The 22,066-nt window shown below is 49.1% G+C and carries 20 protein-coding genes; 12 read left to right on the top strand and 8 right to left on the bottom strand.

From position 1 onward, the window contains the following. Nucleotides 1–5: 5 nt before the first annotated feature. Nucleotides 6–2,225 carry a catalase HPII gene (gene katE / locus J3P40_RS06595; protein ID WP_256003986.1) on the top strand — a complete coding sequence of 740 codons (2,220 nt, stop codon included), beginning with the start codon at nucleotides 6–8 and terminating at the stop codon, nucleotides 2,223–2,225. A 78-nt stretch (nucleotides 2,226–2,303) separates the two neighbouring features. Here the strand turns inward: katE and J3P40_RS06590 are convergent, their stop codons facing one another. The 4 genes from J3P40_RS06590 to J3P40_RS06575 all read right to left on the bottom strand — a co-directional run bounded on the left by J3P40_RS06590 (nucleotide 2,304) and on the right by J3P40_RS06575 (nucleotide 4,910). Beyond that, nucleotides 2,304–2,792: an ankyrin repeat domain-containing protein gene (locus tag J3P40_RS06590; RefSeq protein WP_256003985.1), complete on the bottom strand. Its 489-nt coding sequence runs from the start codon at nucleotides 2,790–2,792 to the stop codon at nucleotides 2,304–2,306. A 55-nt stretch (nucleotides 2,793–2,847) separates the two neighbouring features. Next, on the bottom strand, nucleotides 2,848–3,546 hold the full coding sequence (locus J3P40_RS06585) for an outer membrane beta-barrel protein (protein WP_256003984.1): 699 nt from the start codon (nucleotides 3,544–3,546) through the stop codon (nucleotides 2,848–2,850). A 61-nt stretch (nucleotides 3,547–3,607) separates the two neighbouring features. Next, nucleotides 3,608–4,342 (bottom strand): SRPBCC family protein, encoded by a 735-nt coding sequence (locus tag J3P40_RS06580; protein WP_256003983.1) that lies wholly within the window; start codon nucleotides 4,340–4,342, stop codon nucleotides 3,608–3,610. An 82-nt stretch (nucleotides 4,343–4,424) separates the two neighbouring features. After that, on the bottom strand, nucleotides 4,425–4,910 hold the full coding sequence (locus tag J3P40_RS06575) for a DUF4112 domain-containing protein (protein ID WP_256003981.1): 486 nt from the start codon (nucleotides 4,908–4,910) through the stop codon (nucleotides 4,425–4,427). A gap of 88 nt (nucleotides 4,911–4,998) precedes the next feature. Between J3P40_RS06575 and J3P40_RS06570 the strand changes: the two genes are divergently transcribed. After that, nucleotides 4,999–6,516, top strand: a complete 1,518-nt coding sequence (locus J3P40_RS06570; RefSeq protein ID WP_256003978.1) for a serine hydrolase — start codon at nucleotides 4,999–5,001, stop codon at nucleotides 6,514–6,516. On the opposite strand, the gene J3P40_RS06565 is transcribed toward J3P40_RS06570, so the two are convergent. Then, complete coding sequence (locus J3P40_RS06565) at nucleotides 6,513–7,094, bottom strand: hypothetical protein (protein WP_256003977.1); 582 nt, start codon at nucleotides 7,092–7,094, stop codon at nucleotides 6,513–6,515. The genes J3P40_RS06570 and J3P40_RS06565 overlap by 4 nt on opposite strands. 62 nt (nucleotides 7,095–7,156) lie before the next feature. Between J3P40_RS06565 and J3P40_RS06560 the strand changes: the two genes are divergently transcribed. Further along, nucleotides 7,157–8,065, top strand: a complete 909-nt coding sequence (locus J3P40_RS06560; protein ID WP_256003976.1) for a PH domain-containing protein — start codon at nucleotides 7,157–7,159, stop codon at nucleotides 8,063–8,065. Here the strand turns inward: J3P40_RS06560 and J3P40_RS06555 are convergent. Next, nucleotides 8,046–8,618 carry a YdeI/OmpD-associated family protein gene (locus tag J3P40_RS06555; RefSeq protein ID WP_256003975.1) on the bottom strand — a complete coding sequence of 191 codons (573 nt, stop codon included), beginning with the start codon at nucleotides 8,616–8,618 and terminating at the stop codon, nucleotides 8,046–8,048. The genes J3P40_RS06560 and J3P40_RS06555 overlap by 20 nt on opposite strands. Before the next feature lie 75 nt (nucleotides 8,619–8,693). Between J3P40_RS06555 and J3P40_RS06550 the strand changes: the two genes are divergently transcribed. Together J3P40_RS06550 and J3P40_RS06545 are read left to right on the top strand one after the other, a co-directional pair. After that, on the top strand, nucleotides 8,694–10,094 hold the full coding sequence (locus tag J3P40_RS06550) for a DHA2 family efflux MFS transporter permease subunit (protein ID WP_256003974.1): 1,401 nt from the start codon (nucleotides 8,694–8,696) through the stop codon (nucleotides 10,092–10,094). 57 nt (nucleotides 10,095–10,151) lie between these two features. Then, on the top strand, nucleotides 10,152–10,766 hold the full coding sequence (locus tag J3P40_RS06545; protein WP_256003971.1) for a porin family protein: 615 nt from the start codon (nucleotides 10,152–10,154) through the stop codon (nucleotides 10,764–10,766). Nucleotides 10,767–10,773: 7 nt separating this feature from the next. Here J3P40_RS06545 and J3P40_RS06540 read toward each other — a convergent pair whose 3' ends face one another. Both J3P40_RS06540 and J3P40_RS06535 read right to left on the bottom strand, forming a co-directional pair. Further along, nucleotides 10,774–11,211 (bottom strand): DUF8192 domain-containing protein, encoded by a 438-nt coding sequence (locus J3P40_RS06540; RefSeq protein WP_256003967.1) that lies wholly within the window; start codon nucleotides 11,209–11,211, stop codon nucleotides 10,774–10,776. A 39-nt stretch (nucleotides 11,212–11,250) separates the two neighbouring features. Further along, entirely contained in the window at nucleotides 11,251–12,369 is a 1,119-nt protein-coding gene (locus tag J3P40_RS06535; protein ID WP_256003965.1) for a glycosyltransferase family 2 protein, read from the bottom strand. A gap of 107 nt (nucleotides 12,370–12,476) precedes the next feature. Between J3P40_RS06535 and J3P40_RS06530 the strand changes: the two genes are divergently transcribed. The 7 genes from J3P40_RS06530 to J3P40_RS06500 all read left to right on the top strand — a co-directional run bounded on the left by J3P40_RS06530 (nucleotide 12,477) and on the right by J3P40_RS06500 (nucleotide 22,058). Then, nucleotides 12,477–12,815 (top strand): zinc ribbon domain-containing protein YjdM, encoded by a 339-nt coding sequence (locus J3P40_RS06530; protein WP_256003964.1) that lies wholly within the window; start codon nucleotides 12,477–12,479, stop codon nucleotides 12,813–12,815. After that, on the top strand, nucleotides 12,815–13,576 hold the full coding sequence (locus J3P40_RS06525; RefSeq protein WP_256003963.1) for an NIPSNAP family protein: 762 nt from the start codon (nucleotides 12,815–12,817) through the stop codon (nucleotides 13,574–13,576). Before J3P40_RS06530 ends, J3P40_RS06525 begins: the two co-directional genes overlap by 1 nt. Before the next feature lie 177 nt (nucleotides 13,577–13,753). Continuing rightward, nucleotides 13,754–14,347, top strand: coding sequence for an RNA polymerase sigma factor (locus tag J3P40_RS06520; protein WP_256003962.1), 594 nt, complete (start codon nucleotides 13,754–13,756; stop codon nucleotides 14,345–14,347). 66 nt (nucleotides 14,348–14,413) lie between these two features. Further along, a complete protein-coding gene (locus J3P40_RS06515) occupies nucleotides 14,414–15,589 on the top strand; it encodes a FecR family protein (RefSeq protein WP_256003961.1) in 1,176 nt (391 codons plus the stop codon). A gap of 40 nt (nucleotides 15,590–15,629) precedes the next feature. After that, on the top strand, nucleotides 15,630–19,283 hold the full coding sequence (locus J3P40_RS06510) for a SusC/RagA family TonB-linked outer membrane protein (RefSeq protein WP_256003959.1): 3,654 nt from the start codon (nucleotides 15,630–15,632) through the stop codon (nucleotides 19,281–19,283). Nucleotides 19,284–19,313: 30 nt separating this feature from the next. Beyond that, nucleotides 19,314–20,747: a RagB/SusD family nutrient uptake outer membrane protein gene (locus J3P40_RS06505; RefSeq protein WP_256003956.1), complete on the top strand. Its 1,434-nt coding sequence runs from the start codon at nucleotides 19,314–19,316 to the stop codon at nucleotides 20,745–20,747. 36 nt (nucleotides 20,748–20,783) lie between these two features. Continuing rightward, nucleotides 20,784–22,058 carry a redoxin domain-containing protein gene (locus tag J3P40_RS06500; RefSeq protein WP_256003954.1) on the top strand — a complete coding sequence of 425 codons (1,275 nt, stop codon included), beginning with the start codon at nucleotides 20,784–20,786 and terminating at the stop codon, nucleotides 22,056–22,058. The last annotated feature ends 8 nt before the right edge of the window (nucleotides 22,059–22,066 follow it).

Genomic DNA, 22,066 nt, shown 5'->3' with positions numbered 1-22,066 from the left:
GAACTATGGCAAAGAAAAACTCACCTCCAAAACAGGGTACAGAAAAGGCGATAGACCGCAAACTCGTACCTCAGCAGGAAACTGAAAAAACGAAGTCGCTCCTTCCGCATACTGCGGATGCAACCGACGAACAGATGACCACCAATCATGGTGTAAAAATAAATGACGACCAGAACTCACTGAAAGCGGGAGAGCGTGGCGCGACCTTGCTGGAAGATTTTATTCTGAGGGAAAAGATTACGCATTTTGACCATGAGCGTATCCCGGAACGCGTTGTGCATGCCAGGGGTTCGGGTGCGCATGGCGTATTCAAACTCTACAAATCTCAGTCGGCATACACTAAAGCGGCCTTTTTAAACGATACCGACATTGAAACGCCCGTGTTCGTGCGCTTTTCTACAGTTGCCGGATCTAGGGGGTCGACAGACCTGGCCCGCGATGTAAGGGGCTTTGCCGTTAAGTTTTATACCCAGGAAGGCAATTTTGACCTGGTGGGCAACAATATGCCTGTGTTTTTCATCCAGGATGCCCTGAAGTTTCCCGACCTGGTGCATGCCGTGAAGCCTGAACCGGATAATGAGATACCGCAGGCTGCTTCGGCGCACGATACATTCTGGGATTTCATTTCGCTGATGCCGGAGTCGGCACACATGATTATGTGGCTGATGAGCGATCGCGCCATTCCGCGAAGTTACCGGATGATGGAGGGCTTTGGCGTGCACACATTCAGGCTAATCAACGCGAAAGGAAAATCCAGCTTCGTGAAATTTCATTGGAAGCCGCTCTTGGGTGTACACTCTGTGGCTTGGGACGAGGCACAGAACATTTCCGGTAAGGACCCTGATTTTCACCGTCGCGACCTTTGGGATGCAATTGAAGCGGGGGCATTCCCTGAATGGGAACTCGGTTTGCAGATCGTGCCTGAAGAAGATGAGTTTAAATATGATTTTGACTTACTCGATCCCACTAAGATTATACCTGAAGAACTTGTGCCGGTACAACGTGTTGGTAAAATGACGCTGAACCGCAATCCGGACAATTTCTTTGCGGAAACAGAGCAGGTGGCTTTTCACGTTGGCCATATTGTTCCGGGCATCGACTTTACCAACGATCCGCTGATGCAAGGCAGGTTGTTTTCGTATACAGATACGCAACTGATCAGGCTGGGGGGACCGAATTTTCATGAGATCCCGATCAACAGGCCGGTCGTTCCCGTACATAACAACCAGCGCGACGGCTTTATGCGCCAGACGATCAATCGCGGGAAAGCCAGCTACAATCCGAATACGCTGGGTAACAATGATCCGGTGCAGGTTAAGGCAGCCGATGGTGGCTTTACCTCTTACCAGGAACGTATCGATGCGAAAAAGATCCGCGCAAGAAGCGATAGTTTCAGGGATCACTTTAGTCAGGCCCGGTTGTTCTTCAACAGTCAGTCGGACCCCGAAAAGAACCATTTGGTAGATGCCCTGGTATTTGAGCTTGGAAAGGTAAAAACGGTTGCCATAAGGCAGCGTATGTTGGGCATACTGAAACTGGTTGACGAAGGACTGGCCAGTCAGGTAGCCTATGGCTTAGGGCTGCCGGTACCGCAGCAACCTGAACAACCGGTCAACAAAAGTGTACCGGCCGACGGTGATCCGGCAGATTACGAGCCTATCCAGGTTGAAGGTTCATTGGATAAGTCTGACGCGCTGAGTATGGTGAACACACCAAAGGACAGTATAATTAGCCGTAAGATCGCCATCCTGGTGGCCGACGGCGTAACCGCCGGGTCGGTTCGGACGATGCGCGCGGCACTTGAGGCACAGGGGGCAATTGCTGAGTTGATTGCACCACGACTTGGAGAGGTGACGGCAGCCGACGGCACTTTTCTCACGGTTGACCATAGCTTCCTGACCGCGGCATCGGTTTTGTTTGATGCTGTCTACGTGCCGGGAGGGACCAACAGCGTTGCGACACTTGAAGCAGAAGCTAATGCGGTACATTTTCTGAATGAGGCCTTTAAGCACTGCAAGGCGATTGCCGCAGATGAGCAGGCCATGCAGGTATTGGAGGCTACCTATTTTCATAAGAAACTGCCCGATGAGTTTAGCGAGGAGACCGTACTTAAGGAGGGCGTTGCTGTAGGCGGCGACGTTGAAAAACTGAGCGATCTCTTTATCAAAGCAATTAAACTGCATCGTTTCTGGGAGCGGGAAAAGCCAAGGATGGTTCCGGCTTAATAAGTCGGGGCAATAATAACGAAAAAGCGCGTAGCAGGGATCAAACCCTTCGCTACGCGCCTTTTTTATGACTGTTTTTTAGCTCGCTTTGGCCATAGATTCAAGAATGTTAAGCGCTTCCGTATTGCCTTGTTGTGCAGCAAGATCAAACACAGACAGGCCGCGGGCATCCAGCAGCGTAGCATCGGCACCAGCATTGAGCAGCAGCTTCAGGAGCTCGTTTCTGCCAAACATGGCTGCAAACATAAGTGCTGTTCCACCATTTCCATGCTGCAGATCGAGCGAGGCACCATTTTCAATGAGCAGTGTAGCGATCTGTTCATATCCCTTAAACGCCACACCCATCAGCGCGGTGTTTCCTCCGTTGTCGGCCGCATTAATGTCGGCACCGTTTTCTATGAGAAATTTTGCTGCCTCGTATTGATTGTTATAGCATGCAATGATCAGCGGCGTATAGCCTTTTTCATCTCGTGCGTTTACATTTGCATTTTGCCTGACGAGTTCCTGCAGAACTTCCACGTTTCCAACGCGCGCTGCATGTATGATGATTTGAGTGGTGTTATTCATAGCATTTGAACAATCAAATTGTACAAATGTTTAGTCCCATCAATTAGGATAACATTTATAAAGTATAAAACAAGCCTAGTGAAAGCACCTGATTATAGATCTTAACGTTATTTGGGTCATTATTATTTACGCGAGTAAGTCCACGGCTAAAGCCTCCTTGAAGACCGATACCACTACGCAACTGGAAGGCGACGAACGTGCTTAGGCCAAAATCGGCACGAGGTGTAACATCTTCTTCCGAACTTCCGAATTTTATTTTCTCATCCTCGTAAAACTCAAATCCCTCGTCTCCAATTCGGCTTTCCATTACAGCGTTAACCTTGGTTTTGTGTCTACCCCCCACGCCAAGGGCTGCGTATGGACCCGCACCCAGCTGAAGTTTTCCTCCTATCAGGTTAAAACCTGCGACCAGAGGGAACGGCAGCTCAATATAATACGGCTTGGTATTTCGTTCAACAGTAAGTAAAAACAACTGCCCTTCAACAAAGTCTACGTCTGCGAAGTACTCCCTGAAGCCTTTCCCAATAAAAGTCAGGCCAGGCTGAATTGATAAGGTTGTGTTGAGCGGAATGTCTACTGAAGCGCCGGCGTAAAAGGAACTCGTTTTAGAGCTTTTGATGTCGGTGTTTCCACCACCGGTGACGAATTTAGGGGCGGTTAATCCCGCCTTCACTGAAAACTTGAGTTGTTGCTGAGCGTTAGCCTGACTATATAAGCCGGCCAGGAGCGCTAATACCAGAAAGGTTTTTTTCATTAATTTAGATTTATAGTCGCCTAATATAAGGAACGAGCCTCATAGTTAGGCGACTAAAAATCTACAGGGCTAAACCTGCATATTGCTTAAAATCAGCATCCTCTGCGTAGGCTTTAAAATTTTGTACATCTTCGCGGATCATCCGTTCAAATACGCCATTGAACAGTGAAGCAATGCTTCTTCCCACATTTCCTGCCGGGGCAAAATATTCAATTTCGATGTGCAGTTCTGTACCGGTGCCACTGAGGGTGTCTTTGAACTCCACCTTGCCGGCGTTGTCGACCTGCGAACCTTCGATAGACTGCCAGCCGATGTATTTGCCCTCATCTTCCCGGGTAATTTCGGCCTTCCAGGTCAGATCAAGCAATCCGCCCGGTACGTTTGCGGTCCACACCGAAACATCATCGCTTTGCTCCTCTACGCTTTTCAGGTGCGTCATGAACTTTGGCAGGTTAGAAAGCTCGCGCCAAAAGGCATACACCTTTTCCCTTGGTGCGTTTACGACGATGTCTTCTACAATGCGGATCGATTCCGGATCAGTAGTATCCTTGTCCAGATAAGTATATACCGGACAAACGCCAGTCGCGCCTCTGTATAGCATCATTCCTCCAGCAGCTACGCCTCCGAGGGCAAGAATGGGATGTTTTCCAAGCTTCTTCAGACTGTTGTAAAGCAGCCATCCACCCGCCAGTACCGACACCAGACGCTCGCTCTGATCAATGTTTTCCCTGCCTGTTGGCTCTATGCTCAGTTCGCTCAGGCCATCCGTTACTTTATTTATCCATTCGTTTTTCATAGGTGTTTTTATTAGTATCCAAAGAACAATGTACTTGCGCAATAGTTTGGCTTACAACCGAAAATGCTTACACCAGCGGTGTTTAAAAGATCAGTCCGGTAAGCCAGGCACCCACTTTCCAGAGCAGGTAAATAAGCAGAGCCAGTATCAGGAAGAGGATGATCAGTGTCCAGATGATAATGCCTTTGCCGCTACCCTGGTGCTTGTTTTCCAGGTAATGCTCGTTCATCAGCCTGATGTTCCGGTTATTGGCCTTGAAAAAGAAGTCGAAGATTTGCCCGATAACAGGGATTGCACCGATGGTGGCATCAAGCAGGATGTTCAGGCTCATGAGCACAACCAGTTTGTTGCTGGCGCCCTTACGGGCCATGGCCAGCATGAGACCTGCCGAAACCAGAAATCCTGCCATGTCGCCAGCAATGGGAAAAAGGTTAATGAGCGGATCGAGTCCGAAGCGAAACCTGGTGCCGGGCAACCTGAACTGGCTGTCCATTAGATATGCCAGACGGTTAATCCACCTGAGTTCGGGAATGTCGGGCCTGGCTGGGGTATAGCGTTCTGTCTTCATCTAGCACTATAACTTGATCGGGGGCGATTTGTTTTGCTGAGGACTGAGGTTGCTTGGGTTTTCACTTGAATTTCACCATATTTAGTTCATGATCCGTAAGTCCATCTATATTGGGTTTCTCCTTGTGTGTCCGTTGTTGACTACCGCCCGGCAGCCTGCATTGCAAGAATTGGATGCGTTTATTGCCCGACAGGTCAAGGATTATAAAATGCCGGGCCTGGCAATCGGAATTATTAAAAACAAGAAGCTGCTTTTTAAGAAGGGCTATGGCTTAACGGACTTAGCCACGGGGCAGCCTGTGACTACACAAACAGTTTTTCCGATTTCTTCCTGCACCAAAGCCTTTACCGCTACTGCACTTGCTATGCTGGTGGCAGAGAATAAGCTGAGTTGGGATGACAAAGTAATCAAACACCTGCCTGATTTCGCACTTAGCGACCCATGGATCACGAAGGAATTGACCATCACTGATCTGCTTAGTCACCGCACCGGATTGGCGACCTTCGATGGTGACTTGTTGTTCTATGGAACCAATTACACGAGGAAGCAGATTGTAGATAAAATGCGGTTTTCGCCGATCAGAAATGAGTTCAGGGCTGAGATGGGCTATAACAACATCATGTATGTTGCAGCCGGACTCGTTGTAGAGGCAGTCAGCGGCCAGAGTTGGGAGAACTTTATACACAGCCGCATCTTTGATCAGCTGAACATGAAGGAAAGTTATACCGACCGGCAGTGGCTGAAACCGGGGAGCAACTTTGCGCTTCCGCACATCAGAAATAAGCCGATCGCAACGGTGAGTATGGTTAACACAGCACCTGCAGGCGGCATTGATGCGAGTACGGATGACATGTTGAAATGGCTGGAGCTTTGGCTGTCTGATGGAATGGCAGGCGATAAACGTCTCATTAATCTGCAGGACATTGCAACGATGACGAGTTTGAAAGTAATGACGTCAGCCGATGGTGATGAAGGCTATGGGCTAGGCTGGTTTATTAGATACGAGAATGGGAAAAAGATCGTCCACCACTCCGGTGGCATGCCGGGTTACCAGTCGGGTGTGGTGTTATACCCTGAAACTGGATCAGGTATTGTCATCCTAACCAATAAAATCTCGGGGATCAATGATGAGCTTATTGCAGTTATCCAGGAGTATCTTGAGAAGCCGGATATGTTCAATTGGAAATCAGCAGATGCAAGGATGACCTCTAAAGGAGTGGTGTACGATTGGGATAAAGCGCGAAAAGAAATTTCGGCATCTAGGTCTGACGTTGCCGGGTTCAAGGAATATTTAGGAACTTATGTAGATGCGGTTTATGGTGGCGCAGTGATGAGATACGAAAACGGAAAACCCTTTTTAGAGTTGTTACCAGCGAAAGGGCTGTTTTCGGGCTTCCTGCAGTCAGACGGAAAGGATACCATGGACGTTGTTTTCAAAGACCCTTTTATTTCACCTGGCCATGTGATCTTTGATCGTGATGTGAACGGGAAGATAAAAGGTTTCAAGCTGGATATTGACTCAGATGATTTTCTTTTTGGGGATCTAGATTTTAAGAAGCATGATAATGTTAAACACTGCAAAAGGCTTCCCGGCAACGGTAGCTAGTACCGTTCAAAGCGAATATATTTGCAGGACCTGTTTAGCCCTTTCCAGATCATCGTTTTCCCATCCTCATTAAATTCCATCGTAAAGGTTTCCCAGATTAAACCTAGGTATTGTAAATATTGTTCTTCGGGCAGCGTTTCATGAGATCCTACTGGAAAACGGAAATCCAATAAGCCAATAAGTTCAGGACCGCGTTCATTGAATAACGCCTCAACACTTGGCCGGCCGATGAATCCAATTGGCAGGATTTTAGATTTGTATATTATGGAACCAGAAAAGTCGTTGTACTTGCGATAGTAGCCGCCGGTATCAACAACTTGATTTATATCCAAAATGCCGAAATCGTAAAGTATGGTATCCCTATAGATCCCTATTTCTGATGTACCTGGGGAAAACGGAGTTATTTGTATTTCCTTGATTCGCCATCTGGCCAACATTTTTGGCTGAATCGCCTTCATTACTTGTACAGACTTCTGTTCTGTATCAACATGCTCTTTCTCTGGCGTTTGCAATGAATTTTTTCCACACGCGGCAAATAATAGTACAAAAGCTAGAATTGAGAGAATGGGCTTTTTCATGAAACGATGCTGAGCTACAAAGATATTATTTTTAATACATTCGCTTAAAAAACAACTGAATTGTGACGCAACTCATCTCAAAACTTCAGTATAAGAAAAGCGAAAAGGGCGAATTTGACCAGATTGCTCCAAGGAATTTACAGGATACCCTGAAGCTGATTCAGGAATACCCCTGGGCTACGGAGCGAAGCCTGGCATCTGTGGAGCTGACTTGCCCTTCGGTTACGATAGAGCACCCAACTGGTACGTACCTGAAACTGGGACATTATTTTAGCGGAAAGTTTTGCCTGTATTACCTCGATAGCAGGAAGAAGGTTTATTTTAAAGTCGCGCCTACCCTGCAGGAAGCCTCCGAGTGGATAAGGGATTTCTTTGAAAACGATGGCCATATTGAGGGGTTTGAGAAGTACAGCTTTACGTGGAAGGGTGCCGCACATTTTATCACAAACACGTTTGAATATGTGGTCGACAAGACAGCAAGATTCCGCTTTTTCTCCGTTATTTTCTGGACATACAATTTTGTGATCATGTTGGTCCTCATTCGTTGGCTTGAAGAAGGTCAGACGCCAACACTTATTTCAGTGCTGGGCGTACTTTTCATTTATATGTGCTTTTGCGGGCCGCACCTTTATTTTTATCTCGACTACCTTAAAATTGACAGGTACCGTTATTTGCGTATCTCCAGAGCGGCTGAGATTTTCACGCTCGGAACAGCGGGGGAGCAACGGCAGTACTCCAAAAAAGATATTGAAAGTATAAAGTTCTTCGGGAACTTCAATAGCCGGAGTTTGTGGCAGGACTGCAATGTATACCTCATGACCTTTAAGAATGGTGATGAAATCCGATTTACCAGTCTGCTTATCCGGCGCGGCGATTTTTCAAAGAAGTTTCCTGACCACGAGATCAAAACGGTTATAGTGAATTTCCCGACCGTGCAAAGTGCTGAACTTTCTAAAACCGCTTCGGTTTAGTTCCTTTTGCGGCATGGCTGGCAATCTCCTGAATACGGCTTAGCCGGGTCTCAGGCCGCTTTGCCAAAACGATCCAATGCAGCATCATTTTTTTTATGGATTTACTGAGACTATTATAGTAGGCTTCGGCACCTGGGTTTGCGTCAAAGGCCTGCTGAAGATCGGCCGGCACCTGTAAGGCCTCAACTTCGTCGAGCACATTCCAGGAACCGTTATCTTTGGCTATCCGGATACTCTCGTAGCCCGCATCCGACATAAGCCCTTCCTTTACGAGCCGTTCGACCTTGTCTTTGTTGATTTTGGACCAGGTGCTTTTGGGCTTTCGCCTGCTGAAAAACTGATGCGTGGTATGCTGGTCTATTTTGATCTTTTTACTGTCTATCCATCCGTAGCATAAAGCGACATCAACCGCCTCGCTCCAGCTAACTGTTGGCCTGCCTGAGGCCTTGTGATGTTGCACTAGCCAAACGGACTGCTTCTTTTGATGGTTAGCCGCCAGCCACTCGTTCCAGTCGGCCACCGTTTCAGGATAAAATACTTCGATCTGTTCCATAGGTTTCGTGACTAAAGTTAGCAGAAATAATACAATCCGCTAAAACCACGGAACGGACGGGATGTTAATGCTACAATGGAACAACCCCGCTCGTCGACATTAAGAACTTTGCCCTGGATTGCTGCGCTGGCCATGTTTATGCAGTCGCTTGACGGTACGATCCTGAACACGGCTTTACCTTCTATCGCTACCGACCTGCAAAAACCAGCACTGTCGCTGCAAAGCATCATTATCAGTTACGTACTTGTGCTTGCCCTGCTCATCCCACTCAGCGGCTGGCTGTCGGATAAGTTTGGCTCGCGAAAGGTGTTTGTAGCTGCCATTGGCATATTTACCTTTGGTTCATTACTCTGCGCCTTATCGCAATCGCTGGCCATGCTTATTGTCTCCCGCGTCGTTCAGGCCATCGGCGGTTCTATGATGGTCCCTGTCTCGCGTCTGGCTATTTTGTATACGTACGACAAAGAGAAACTGCTGGGCGTGATCAATTTTATCACGATACCCGGGTTGGTAGGCCCGATCATTGGCCCGACACTGGGCGGCTGGCTTGTTGAGATTGCCTCATGGCACTGGATATTTCTGATTAACCTGCCGATAGGCCTGTTCGGCATGTATTACGCCAACAAGCACATGCCACAGTACCAGCGGGCGGGAGGAGAATTCGACTTCTTTGGTATGCTGTTTTTCGGCGGCTCTCTACTGTTGCTAACGCTGGGGATTGAGCTGGGTACGCACGAGTTTATCAGTGAATCTTTGCTTCTACTTGTGTTTGCTTCCAGCTTTGTGCTAATGAACCTCTATTACTTTCATTACAGACGCATCAAGGAGCGGGCGCTGATCAACCTCGGACTGATTCGCATCCGGACACTAAGGATCGGTGTGTTCGGCAACCTCCTAACGCGCCTGGGCATCGGCGGCATGCCGCTGCTGCTTCCGCTCCTGTTTCAACTAGGCATGAAGCAATCGGCCATGACCTCCGGTATCATGTTGATTCCCGTGGCGCTTACCTCCGTGCTTATTAAGCCCTGGGTGGTTCCGCTGGTGAAAAAGATGGGCTATAAGCGAACGCTGATCATCAATACTTTGCTTATTGCGGCGGTCATTGCGCTTTTCTCCCTGGTGAATGAACATACGAAACTACCCAACCTGATCCCGCTGCTGGTGGCATATGGAGCGGTAAACAGCATACAGCTGACCAGCATGAATACGATCTCCCTTTCGGCGCTCAACAATGAAACGGCCAGCAGCGGCAACAGCTTATTGCTGGTGATGCAACAGCTTTCTATGAGTCTGGGTATTTCGGTAGGCGCCTTCTTGCTGGCCAAATATTCCAGTTCGGCCTGGCTGCAGGCGGAAAATATTTTACATGCGTTTCACTATACTTTCCTTACGCTTGCTGCCATTACGGCGGTCACCAGCATGCTGTTCCTACGCCTCGAAAAGAATGCAGGCGAGGATCTCTCAGGTCATCATTAATTTTTTTTGTTAATTGAATTTTTGTGCGATATTGGTCGCATCTAAATTAATGTATTAATGAAAAAATTATTTGCCATGCTACTGTGTGGCGCAACCTATCTGACAGCCTCATCACAGGAAAAAGGCGATTTCGAACTTGGTATCAACAGCGGATTGAACCTAGCGACAGTGACGAGTGGCTCCAACACGAACACTGAATACCGTACAGGCGTTAACGTAACGGTTTCAGGAGATTACTTTTTTTCTGACCGCTGGAGTATTAAAGCCAAGGCGGCTTACGACCAGAAGGGATGGAACAACGGTTACATCTCGTTCGACAACGGTGAAGCCGTCCCGACGAACTATCAGTTCGATTACCTGACCGTGCCTGTTATGGCAAACTGGCACTTTGGAAAAACGCGCAATTGGTATCTTAATTTCGGTCCTTATGCCGGATTTCTGCTGAGTTCAAAAGAAACGGCAATGGGTACGGATTTGAAAGAAATTTCACAATCGGTTGATGCGGGTCTAGCTCTGGGGATAGGCGTAAAGATACCAGTCGGCAGCCGCGTTAAGATTTTGCTGGAGACAGACGGCCAGGCTGGGTTAACGGATGTTTTCAAAGACAATCAGGGGAATAAGATTCAGAACAGCCGCAGCAGTCTGAACGTAGGCCTTGTTTTCGGTCTGTAGAAAAAGGCTAATTGTAACTTATCACGGGCCCGGTATTGCCGGGCTCTTTTTGTGCGCCGCCTTCACGCCTTAGCTTGGCAAAAAGCAGCTTGGGCAGCAGTATATTTTTAACGCCTCCGTAGGCCACAATGATGTTATAGCCACCTGTTTGTTCGAATTCCCTGAACTTAAGCTTCCGGGCCCAAGTGCCGCCATCGGCTTTATACTTTCGAGCATACTTAAAGAAGCTGCTTTTTGTAGAGATCACCGTTCCGCCCTGCCCGGTGATAAACGCGACCTTCTTTCCTTTAAAGTCGACTTTTACTTTCTGCTCTGAAAAATATTCGGTAAGAAATTGCGCTTCCTCGGGTGAGAGCCTCGCGTAGTCGTTGTTGCCCAGTGTACTCTCTTGCGCCTGGGTGAGAAAAGCGATCGATAAAAACAGAAGAGTTATTACATGTTTCACGGCACTGGATTTGGTATGTCTAAAGTTACAAAATAACCATCACATTTTAGCATTTGCGCCGGCGGTAACCAGCAGTCGCCCTTTCCAGCTTACAGATCCGGTTAATTTACGCTGGACGGCGAGACAGCCGATCCAGGCCAAGGTAAGCATTTGGAGGGGGTGCAGTAAAATATTATTGACAACGCTTTGACCGGACAGGCGGGAACTGAAATATCGTGTGGTGACGATAATAAGCGTAAGGGCCGAAATGAGATAAAGGTTGCCACTCGCCAGCACAAGCAGCGGCCCGACCACTACCGCCGTTAGAAAAAGCAGGAACAATGGTATACTGTTATTGAAGGGCGCAATGAAGTTCTTGCTGAAACCATCAACCGCATCCTGATAGCCCGAGTACATTCTGCACTGCAAGAGTCCCCCTGCAATCAGCCCCTCTCCTTTCTTACCATAACGCTTTAGCATCTTCATGATCACGAGGTCTTCCGCAACGATAGATTTGGCCTGCCGATGAAACTGATGCTGTTGATAGTCTTCAGCATTGAATAACATGAACTGTCCGCATGCAGCCGAAAAAATGGGATCGGCGTGCGAGCGAATAAGTCGTATGGGCAGCAAGGTAAGCAGCAGGTAGTTCATTAGCGGCACGGTCATCTGCTCGCCCCAGGTAAGCATCTGCTGATCGGAGAATAGACTGAGCAGTGATAGCTTCTTGCTTTGCATGCGGTAAACTGCACTGCTTATCGCCGATGGGTGCAGTACCACGTCCGCATCGAGAAAGAGCAGATAGCGGCCCCTGGCAGCTTCGGCAAGCTGGTAGCATGCAAAGTTTTTCCCCGTCCAGCCCCGGGGAAGCGACGCTCCTCTAAGAACCCGGAATTTTGGATGCCGTTGAGCGAAAGTATGGGCGATCTGGTAAGTTTCGTCTGCAGAATGATCATCGAGCACGATCACCTCATACTGTATTCCCTGCTGCAAAAGAATAGAGTCAAGCAAGCGTTTGATCTTGTCCTGTTCATTTCTTGCCGGTATCAGGACTGACACCAGGCCAGCATTGCTGGAACATGCTGCGAGACGCAGACTGGGAAAGGTATAATAGTTATAGGCCGCAACCAGCAGGCGGAAGCCAAGGAACACCAAAATACAGCTTAGCAAAATAAACATGAACCGGTTTTGCTTACAGTAACCTTTTCCCGGTCGCTTTGTTTGGAAAAAATTAGCCTGCTGGTGCTCATACTTATTATTAACTTTGCCTACTGAAAAGCCAAGCTATGATCGAACTTAAACCATGCCCGCTCTGTAAATCTGAATATACGTATGAAATGGATAACCTGCTGGTGTGCCCGGAATGCGGACACGAGTGGAATCCTGAGGAAACAGAGACTACGGCTGAAGGTTTCGTGGTAAAAGACAGCAATGGCAATATCCTGCAAAACGGCGATTCTGTGGTAACAATCAAGAATCTTCCGGTAAAGGGGACTTCGCAAAGCATTAAGGCGGGTACCAAGGTGAGGAACATTCGTTTGGTAGATAGCGACCATAATATTGATTGTAAAATAGATGGTTTCGGTGCTATGGCGCTGAAATCGGAATTTGTAAAAAAAGCATAATGAAAAGGTTTTTCACGGTTATTCTGCTGGCGCTCGTGCCAGCATTGGTCTTCGCTGCAAAGGGAGATTTTTACCAGATTAAAATTTATCATTTGAAATCTGCGGACCAGGAAGAGCGTGTCGACCAATTCTTGGAGCAGGCCTATCTCCCGGCCCTTCATCGTGCAGGTGTCAGCGATGTTGGTGTATTTAAACCCATTGCCAGTGGGCCTGAGCGACTGATCTATGTGCTGATACCTTTCAGATCAGCTAAAGATTTCCTTGGCATTGATGCTAAACTTGGAAAAGATCGCCGGTACCAGCAAGACGGAAAAGCGTATCTGGACGCTCCGTATAATGATAAGCCATATGAACGTATAGAGAGCATTTTGCTGAATGCATTCAAAAGCAGTCCCCGGTACGCGCTCCCTAAATTAAGCGGACCAAAAAAGGACCGGGTTTATGAGCTGAGAAGTTATGAGGGACATACGGAGAAGATATCAGCTAATAAGATCAGCATGTTTAACGAGGGCGATGAGATTGGTTTGTTTAAGCGTCTGAACTTTAACGCCGTTTTTTATGGCGAAGTGATTTCAGGCAGTGCTATGCCTAACCTGATGTACATGACCACATTTGAAAACCGGGCCGACCGTGACAAACATTGGGATGCTTTTGGTAAAGACGCATACTGGAAAAAGCTTTCCGCTATGCCGGAGTACCAGAACAATGTGTCTAAAAACTCGCAGTTCTTATTGTATCCGACAGATTATTCTGATATTTAATCAACCGGCATAGTACGTTCCTGGTTGCCAGCCTTCTATGCTGATAAAATGTTTATCAGCTTATGACCGCCTTGCTAACATTGCCGGATATCCGCATATGCGACATTCGGAAACATATGGTATATTGTTATTTGAAATGGAGACAGACCTTTTGTTGAACAATATATAGCCGGTTCGTTGGGACATTACCTGCCAGATGAAGAGAAGGATTTGCTTTTGCGGATAGCTGAAGGAGATGAGCTTGCTTTTGGCCTCGTGTTCCGTGCTTATTACCCAAAACTATTCACCTTTATTTCGCGCATGGACCCCCGCGGAGATGATGTGGATGAAGCCATTCAGGAAACCTTTATTCGTGTGTGGCTGTCGCGCGACCAACTGCCTGGTATACTGAATTTCCGGGGCTGGCTATACACTATTGCTACGCGGGAGGCTATCGCGATCATGCGAAAGAACCTGCTAAAACAAAGGACGAGCGACAGACTTTTGTCGACCCCGCCCGTCTTGAGCGGCGAAACACCGGCCGACCTGACCCAGGCGCGGCAGATCAGGGAACTGGTTGAACAGGCCATCGCCAGGATGCCCCCAGGTCGCCGGCGCATTTATCAGATGAGCCGGGAAGAAGGCTTAAAACCCGCAGAAATTGCCTCAAGGCTGGGCTTGTCGGTAAGCACGGTGAAGAATACGCTGGTAACCGCGCTGCAGGACATCCGCAAGTTTCTTCTCGCTAACGGACAAACGATACCGCTGCTCATCATCCTGCTTGTATATTAATTTTTGGATTCAGTAGTACGTTTCTATCAGCGGGCCTTCTATGATGTGTAGATCAATCATCACATTATGGAAAGCACACCTGTTAAACAACTCATAGAAAAATATCTCAACAATGCCCTTACTGATCAGGAAAGGCTGCAATTGCTGGAATTGTCGGCCGACAAGCATCACCCGGAACTGAACGGCATTATTCGGGAGATACTGGAGAAGTCGGACGAAACGGCTGTGGACCGCGACCGCATGGAGGCTTCTTTGAAAAGGGTTTTGGAAACCGATAAGGCCGCAGGATTAAAGACGCCTGCGACCCGAAAATTGTGGTGGCGTTATGCCGCTGCTGCTGTATTGCTGGCCGGCCTTAGCACTTATTTCTGGTTTAGCAATATCGATCCCCGTCTTTCTGAGGTTAGTAAGGAAACTGCGCAACTGGCTGAGGATGTTTTGCCAGGAGGTCCGAAAGCGATGCTTACGCTGGCTGACGGAAAAAAGATCATGCTAGACAGCGCAGCAGACGGTAGTCTGGCCGCCCAGCAAGGCATTCAGATCGTTAAAAAAGACGGAAAGGTGATATACGCAGCTCTGGGAACCGCGCCTGAAGCTACGGCGTATAATACGCTGGAAACACCGAGAGGCGGAACCTATCAGCTTACTTTGCCCGACGGTACCACTGTGCTGCTCAATGCAGCCAGCTCCATCACCTACCCTGTGGCATTTACCGGAAAAGAGCGACTGGTAGAGATGAATGGAGAAGCCTATTTCGAAGTCGCGCATAACCCCAAAAAGCCGTTCAAAGTAAAAATAAATGAATCGAACACCATAGAGGTACTGGGTACGCATTTCAATATCAGCGCCTATGACGATGAAAAGATAATGCGTACAACATTGCTTGAAGGATCCGTTCGACTGCATAGCAACGCCACCAAAGGCATACTGAAGCCGGGGCAGCAGGCGCAGGTAACGGGCAAGCAGATGGCTATAGCCGACATCGGGCATGCCGGTATTGCAGAGGTGATGGCCTGGAAAGATGGCTTATTCAATTTTCAGGATGCGGACCTGCAGGAAATCATGCGTGACTTAGCCCGCTGGTATGATATAGAAGTGGTCTATGAAAAACAGATCCCTAAAATGGAGTTCATCGGCGAGATTGAACGCTCGCTTCCGCTCTCGGCCGTGTTAAAAGGACTAAAAATGTCGGGCGTGAACTTCCGTCTCGAGAAAGGAAAGCGACTGGTCGTTTTCCCATAAACCGCAAACTAAAGCAACCAACCAACTAAACCAATAAACAATGAAAGAACCTGCTAAACCCAACTTGAGGATGCCTAGAGGCATATGGCTCTGCATGCTGCTCGTGGTGACTTATTTAGGCGCCAATGCGCGGCAAGCAATGGAGCCGCTGATTACCTACACAGGAAAAGAAGTGCAACTGGTAAGCATCTTTCAGGTTATTAAGGAGCAAACCAGGTATAACGTGTTTGCTGCAAAAGACCTGCTGAAAACGACGCAGCCGGTAACGGTTGCGGCACGCAAGATGCCCTTGTCGGACTTCCTGAACCTGATTCTGCGCAACCAGAACCTGTCGTACGAGATCAGCAACAAGACGATCTTCCTGAAAGCGCAGCCCGCTCGTCCGCCTGCTGACCCCAGTGGCAAAGGCGCAGCGGCCATCAGCGGATCGGTCAAGAACACCAACGGAGCTCCCGTTTCCAATGCAAATGTGGTGCTGGAGCCATCGGGACAAAAAGGCATAACCAATGAGAAGGGTGAGTATCTGTTTGAGAACCTGAGCCAGGGTTTTTATACCGTTAAGGTATCCTGCATGGGATATGGCACCAACGAGAAAGAAGCCTATGTGAGTGCTGCCACCCTGCTGTATGTCGACTTCGTACTGAACGAGTCGTCGGCCCAGCTAAAAGAAGTGGTGATCAATACCGGCTATCAGACCTTCTCTGCTGGTCGCGGTGCTGGTGCTTATGCCAAGCCTGACCTGAAAACACTGAAAGACAGAACAACGTCAATGAATATTTTGCAGCGGCTGGATGGACTGGTGCCGGGACTAACGGTAAACAATGCGCCATCGGCATCGGGCAACCCTATCCTGATCCGGGGACTGACCTCCATCAACAGCAATAAATCGCCGCTGGTGGTGGTCGACGGTGTGCCGCTGGATAATATCAATTCGATCAACCCTCAGGATGTAGATGATATTACGGTATTGAAAGATGCCTCGGCAGCTTCCATCTGGGGCGCCAGGGCGGCAAACGGGGTGATCGTAATTACGACCCGAAAGGGTATCCGCGGCGAGAAGCTGGCCATATCGTACGACGGCTTTGCTAATTTTCAGGGAAAGCCGGACCTCGACTATTATCCGGTACTCGGCAGCGCGGAATTTATTCAGGCTGCGCGGGATATTTTCAGACCAGATTTATATCCCTGGAATACCGTCAGCGGCTATACCGGTCTGGCCTCGGTAGGTGTACCGCCACATAACGTCATATTGTATAACCAGCAGCGTGGATTGATAAGCGAGGCACAAGCCAATGCCAGCCTGGATAGCCTGGCTGCGATCAATAACCTGAGCCAGATTCGCGATATCTGGTACCGCCCCGCCATGCTCACCAACCATACGGTGTCCCTTCAGGGCAGTGGAAAGTCTTATGGGATATACGGGTCGCTGGCCTATACGGGTACACAAAGCAATCGCCCGGAGGAAAAGAACAACGGCTACAAGATCAATATTAAGCAGGACTACAACCTGAACAAATATATAGACGTATTCCTGATTACGGACCTGACCAATGTTCGGAGCAGCAGCCCGAGAAACATTGAGGTGGACAACCGTTTTCTGCCTTATCAGTTGTTTCGCGATGCGCAGGGCAACTCCATTTCCATTCCGTATGTGAAACATCTGTCAGAAGCGAACCGGCAGTTGTTTGAGCAAAGAAGCGGCTTGAGCCTGAACTACAACCCGCTTGATGAGCGGGACTTCGGGTACACTTCGGCCGATATGCTCGCCGCGAGGATAACAGGGGGACTGAATGCACGCATTGTTGACGGACTTTCCTTTTCTGGTGTGTACGGGTATTTCAAGACATCCGACAAGAGCCGGTCGTACGACGACAGCCGGAGCTACCTGGTCCGCTCGGAAGCGGCACAGTTTACCGTAGCCCCGGCTGCGCCCGGACAACTTCCAACCTATCATTTGCCGGTAGACGGTGGCAGGTATGCACTCCTGAACATTTCGCAAAACAACTGGACCATACGCAACCAGCTGGCGTACGACCGCGATTGGGCCGACCGCAAGCATCAGCTTTCTTTACTGGCGGGCCAGGAAGTGCAGGAGCAACTGCTGGAAAATAATCAGACACTGACCAGGGGGTATAATGAACTGCTTCAAACCTATCCGGCTATAGATTACCTGCGGCTTTCGGGTACCGGTGTGCCAAACACGGTAATGCCAAACTCGGGAACGCGGAGTGTACTGGGGGCGTGGCGACCGTTCACAGAAACAGAGTCGCGGGTGCGCTTTTTGTCGTATTACGGCACCATGAACTATACTTACCTGAACCGTTATACGCTGAACAGCAGTCTGCGTCTGGATCAGTCAAACCTTTTTGGAAAGGACCGTTCCTCACAAAACAAGCCTGTTTGGAGCATCGGCGGGCGCTGGGACCTGCGTGAGGAGGCTTTTATGTCGGAGAGCATCTTTAATAATTTGTCGCTCCGCGTATCCTATGGACTTACGGGCAACTCGCCTGTACCGGGGACGGCAGCTTCTTATGACATCCTGAATGCGAGGTCGGGCTCTGCCCTTCCGGGTAATACAGGGCTATCGATTACTACACCGGCAAACGCTGCCCTGAGCTGGGAAAGCTCGCGCACGTTTAATGCGGGGGTTGATTTCGGGATTCTGCAGGGCAACAGGCTAAGTGGTTCGGTCGACTTTTACAGCAAGAAAACGGATAATCTGATCGGACAGATGGAGGTGAATCCGCTCTCGGGTTATAATACGGTGATCGGTAATTTCGGCGACATGCAAAATACCGGCGTTGAGGTGTCAGGCCGTTCGGTCAATATCTCGTCAGACAGGTTCCGCTGGGTAAGTCAGCTTGCACTGGCCTACAACCACAATGAAATTACCAGGCTCAACCAACCGGTACTGATTTCGACGGGCACGCAAAAAGCAAGTACGATTTACCTTGCCGGTCACTCGGCATTTGCGGTGTTTGCTTACGACTTCGACGGACTGGACAACCTGGGCGATCCGCAGATCAGGCTGCAGTCGGGCGAGGTAACGAAAGAAAGGAATGTCGCAAAACCGGAGGACGTGCTGTACATGGGTACTTTTCAGCCTGTATGGAACGGCGGACTTAGCAATATATTCACCTTCGGCAACCTGGAACTGGCGGCCAACATGGTGTACAATTTCGGTAACGTAATGCGCAGAGATGTGAACAGTTTTTACTCGGGCAACGGACTGATTACTATGACGGCTAATAATGCCATGCAAAGCGGCGACCTGAGGTTCCGTAGCGGAAATGTACACGCGGAGTTTGCCGACCGATGGAAACAGCCGGGTGATGAACAGCATACCAATGTGCCCTCCTGGATAGCCGTGAACAGCCTGAATAGTAGTCGCCGTGACACCCGCTACTACACCCAGGGCGATGTAAACGTGGTTGACGCGGCTTTCGTAAAACTCCGCGATGTTTCGCTGGCGTATAACCTTCCGCAGACTCTGGTATCCAAGGCAGGCTTGAGCGGCGTGAGGTTACGGCTTCAGCTTTCGAACGTGATGCTGTGGAAGGCAAACAAGGACGGCATAGATCCGGAGTTTCATGATGCGCCAGGCGGCAGCCTGGCCGGCGAATACGCTGGCGGGATCAGGTATATGCGTACCGACCAGGGTACCCTTACCGCCGGCCTGAGTGTTCGGTTCTAATATGGATGGTTTACCAATTGATTAAGAGTTATGAAAAGATATATTACTTACCCTCTCCTGATGCTTACAGTGCTCTTCTCGGGCATGTCCTGTAAAAAAAGCTTTCTGGAAGTTTTGCCCAAAGGCAAGGTAATTGCCGTAAATGTTAAAGATTATGAGTTGCTGCTGAACAACCCTGATCTTCAGAACGTCGGTGCCGATGCACAAATCTTACTTGGCGATGAGGTGACTATGGAAGAGCCCTATTACAGCGGTCTGACCCTTCGCGAACAGCAACTGTTCACCTGGAGCGCCGATATTTATCAGCCCGACGAGAACGCTGCGGAAACCTCCGGACCGCTGTCGGCCATTTACACGTACAACAAGATCATCAACGAAGTGATGGAGGCCAGCGATGGCACTTTGCAGCAGAAAAAGGCGATACTGGCTGAAGCCCTTGCGGGACGGGCATGGACGTATTTCCTGCTGATCAACTATTACGGCAAGCCCTATGAGCAGTCGACCGCAGCGGCCGACCCCGGCTTTCCAATTATTACGACAGCAGATATTACGGTCAACCGCTTTACCCGCGCTTCGGTTCAGGAAGTGTATAATTTTATTGTCGCCGACCTGGAGAGAGCCTTGCCCGACCTCCCTGCCCAGGTGTTTCACCGCCTGCGCATGAGCAGGCCTGCTGCCCAGGCTTTATTGGGCAAAGTACACGTGTTTATGCGTCGCTTTAACGATGCACTTCCGCTGCTTGAATCTGCTTTGCAGGGATTTACTACAGCACAAACTCCACTTGGGCTATACGACTATAACCAGACCTTTGCACCAAACGGGGAGTTTATGCCGGTCGACTTTTTTGGCCCGAACTATCCATTAACACCCGACAACCGGGAGGTGGCCTATCTGCGCCAGTTCTCCAACTTTCATGCCTTAATGAATACCTTGCAGGTAAACAGTCAGACTATGGCGCTTTACAATCCGGCCGACTTTCGCCTCTTGTTGTATTCACCTACACCTTTTCCCGTTGGCGATCCATTCCAGGCAGGCGCCCAGCGCAGAACCGCACCAACCATTGTCCCTTTTGGTGTAAACCTGCCTGAAGTGTATCTGCTGCTGGCCGAATGCAAAGCCAGGGCCAACGACCGTCAGGGTGCTGTAACCGCGCTGGAGCAGTTGCGCAGCAAGAGGCTTCCTCAGGCTGAAGCTGCAGTTCCGGGCGCAGTGAGCGCAGATCAGAAGCGCTTGCTGGACTTCGTTTTCGAGGAACGCCTGCGCGAATTTGCGGGACTGGGATTCCGATGGTTCGACATGAGGCGCCTGTCTGTAGACCCATTATTTACCATGCCCGTTTACACGCATACGTTACGTGGGGCCGACGGCTCGACAGAAGTTTATACGCTCAAAAAAGAGCGACTTGTATTAAAGATCCCAAAACGAATACTTCAGACCAATCCGGGCATGCCCGACAATCCTTAACAAGAATAAGATTAGACATTTAAACAGAATACCGATATGAAAAAGATCAGCATACTATTCCTCATTTTTATGAGTGCCCTTTGTTCATCCCTGAGGGCTCAGGAACAAAACAGCCTGATGGAGCAGATGAAAGTTATGGCCAAAGAAAAAGACCCTGAAAAGGTTGTTGCCATGATGAATAAGATTATTGCAGACAACAAGCTTGATAAGGTAAAGGACGCAGAAACGATGGACATGCTGAAAGGCACTGCGGCAATGGCTTACCTGGGCAAAAAGCAATATCCGGAGTTCCGGAAATACATCGGTCAGTTACGCAACAAATTCAACCAAACCTCCTATTTAAACATGGCGGCGAGTACGCTTCTGCGGGAAGATGGCGATCCAAAAATGGCGGAGCAGCTGTCGAAAGAGACACTTGATCTTTATTTCTCTTACAAAGATGATCCGGCTGCCCGACCTGCCGAGATGGGTGAGGCTGACTGGAAACGCTTTATGGATTTCGCGAAGTATCCCTATTACGACACCTATGCGGCTGCCCTTTTTGCCAATGGCAAATACAAAGAAGCTTTGGCAAATCAGGAGAAAGCTTTTGACAGCACACCTGAAGAGGCTATGGCGCCTTCGGCCGAAAGATACGCCAGGCTGCTTGCACTGAACGGTCAGCCCGATAAAGCGTACAAGGTGTTAGAAACCCTGATCAGCACCGGCAAATCGACCGCTGCGATGGATGCCCAATTGAAAGAACTGTACGTAAAGAAAAAAGGTACCGAAGCTGGCTTCGATGAGTATCTGAAACAGCTGCAGCAGGGCGTACAATCCGTTTTGAAAACCTCGCTGGCCAGTAAAATGCTCGACACCCCAGCACCTGGGTTTGTACTGAAAGACCTTGCCGGTAAAACGGTATCGCTTTCGGATTACCGCGGAAAGGTAGTGGTGCTCGATTTCTGGGCAACCTGGTGTATGCCTTGCATCGCCTCCTTCCCTGCTATGCAGAAAATGGTATCGAAACATGACGATGTGGTGTTCCTTTTTATTGCTACCCAGGAAAAAGAAGCGGGTGCATTGGAACGCGTGAAATCGTTTGTGGACAAGAACAAATATAGCTTTCATGTATTGATGGACAAACCGATCGCCGGCAAGGCCGGGGCTTACGAGGCCCTGGCTGCCTACAAGGTTAAGGGCATACCAACCAAGGCCATTATCGACAAAAAGGGTAAACTCCGTTTCCTTTCTGTGGGATTTACGACCGACTCGGAACTGATCAATGAACTGGAAGCGATGATGGAACTGGCTGCAGAAAAATCCTCTTAAACGAAACA

Origin of the sequence: Pedobacter deserti (assembly GCF_024436415.1) — a bacterium.
Taxonomy (GTDB): domain Bacteria; phylum Bacteroidota; class Bacteroidia; order Sphingobacteriales; family Sphingobacteriaceae; genus Pedobacter; species Pedobacter faecalis.
The sequence above is the reverse complement of the archived record's forward strand: the minus strand, read 5'-3'. Positions and strand labels throughout refer to the sequence as shown.

Excerpts from the sequence above, each read along its gene's own strand:
- J3P40_RS06585 (WP_256003984.1), bottom strand. The coding sequence starts at position 3,546 with ATGAAAAAAACCTTTCTGGTATTAGCGCTCCTGGCCGGCTTATATAGT.
- katE (WP_256003986.1), top strand. The coding sequence starts at position 6 with ATGGCAAAGAAAAACTCACCTCCAAAACAGGGTACAGAAAAGGCGATA.
- J3P40_RS06500 (WP_256003954.1), top strand. The coding sequence starts at position 20,784 with ATGAAAAAGATCAGCATACTATTCCTCATTTTTATGAGTGCCCTTTGT.
- J3P40_RS06525 (WP_256003963.1), top strand. The coding sequence starts at position 12,815 with ATGAAAAGGTTTTTCACGGTTATTCTGCTGGCGCTCGTGCCAGCATTG.
- J3P40_RS06565 (WP_256003977.1), bottom strand. The coding sequence starts at position 7,094 with ATGAAAAAGCCCATTCTCTCAATTCTAGCTTTTGTACTATTATTTGCC.
- J3P40_RS06510 (WP_256003959.1), top strand. The coding sequence starts at position 15,630 with ATGAAAGAACCTGCTAAACCCAACTTGAGGATGCCTAGAGGCATATGG.
- J3P40_RS06570 (WP_256003978.1), top strand. The coding sequence starts at position 4,999 with ATGATCCGTAAGTCCATCTATATTGGGTTTCTCCTTGTGTGTCCGTTG.
- J3P40_RS06555 (WP_256003975.1), bottom strand. The coding sequence starts at position 8,618 with ATGGAACAGATCGAAGTATTTTATCCTGAAACGGTGGCCGACTGGAAC.
- J3P40_RS06575 (WP_256003981.1), bottom strand. The coding sequence starts at position 4,910 with ATGAAGACAGAACGCTATACCCCAGCCAGGCCCGACATTCCCGAACTC.
- J3P40_RS06580 (WP_256003983.1), bottom strand. The coding sequence starts at position 4,342 with ATGAAAAACGAATGGATAAATAAAGTAACGGATGGCCTGAGCGAACTG.
- J3P40_RS06590 (WP_256003985.1), bottom strand. The coding sequence starts at position 2,792 with ATGAATAACACCACTCAAATCATCATACATGCAGCGCGCGTTGGAAAC.
- J3P40_RS06515 (WP_256003961.1), top strand. The coding sequence starts at position 14,414 with ATGGAAAGCACACCTGTTAAACAACTCATAGAAAAATATCTCAACAAT.
- J3P40_RS06550 (WP_256003974.1), top strand. The coding sequence starts at position 8,694 with ATGGAACAACCCCGCTCGTCGACATTAAGAACTTTGCCCTGGATTGCT.
- J3P40_RS06530 (WP_256003964.1), top strand. The coding sequence starts at position 12,477 with ATGATCGAACTTAAACCATGCCCGCTCTGTAAATCTGAATATACGTAT.
- J3P40_RS06505 (WP_256003956.1), top strand. The coding sequence starts at position 19,314 with ATGAAAAGATATATTACTTACCCTCTCCTGATGCTTACAGTGCTCTTC.
- J3P40_RS06545 (WP_256003971.1), top strand. The coding sequence starts at position 10,152 with ATGAAAAAATTATTTGCCATGCTACTGTGTGGCGCAACCTATCTGACA.
- J3P40_RS06535 (WP_256003965.1), bottom strand. The coding sequence starts at position 12,369 with ATGTTTATTTTGCTAAGCTGTATTTTGGTGTTCCTTGGCTTCCGCCTG.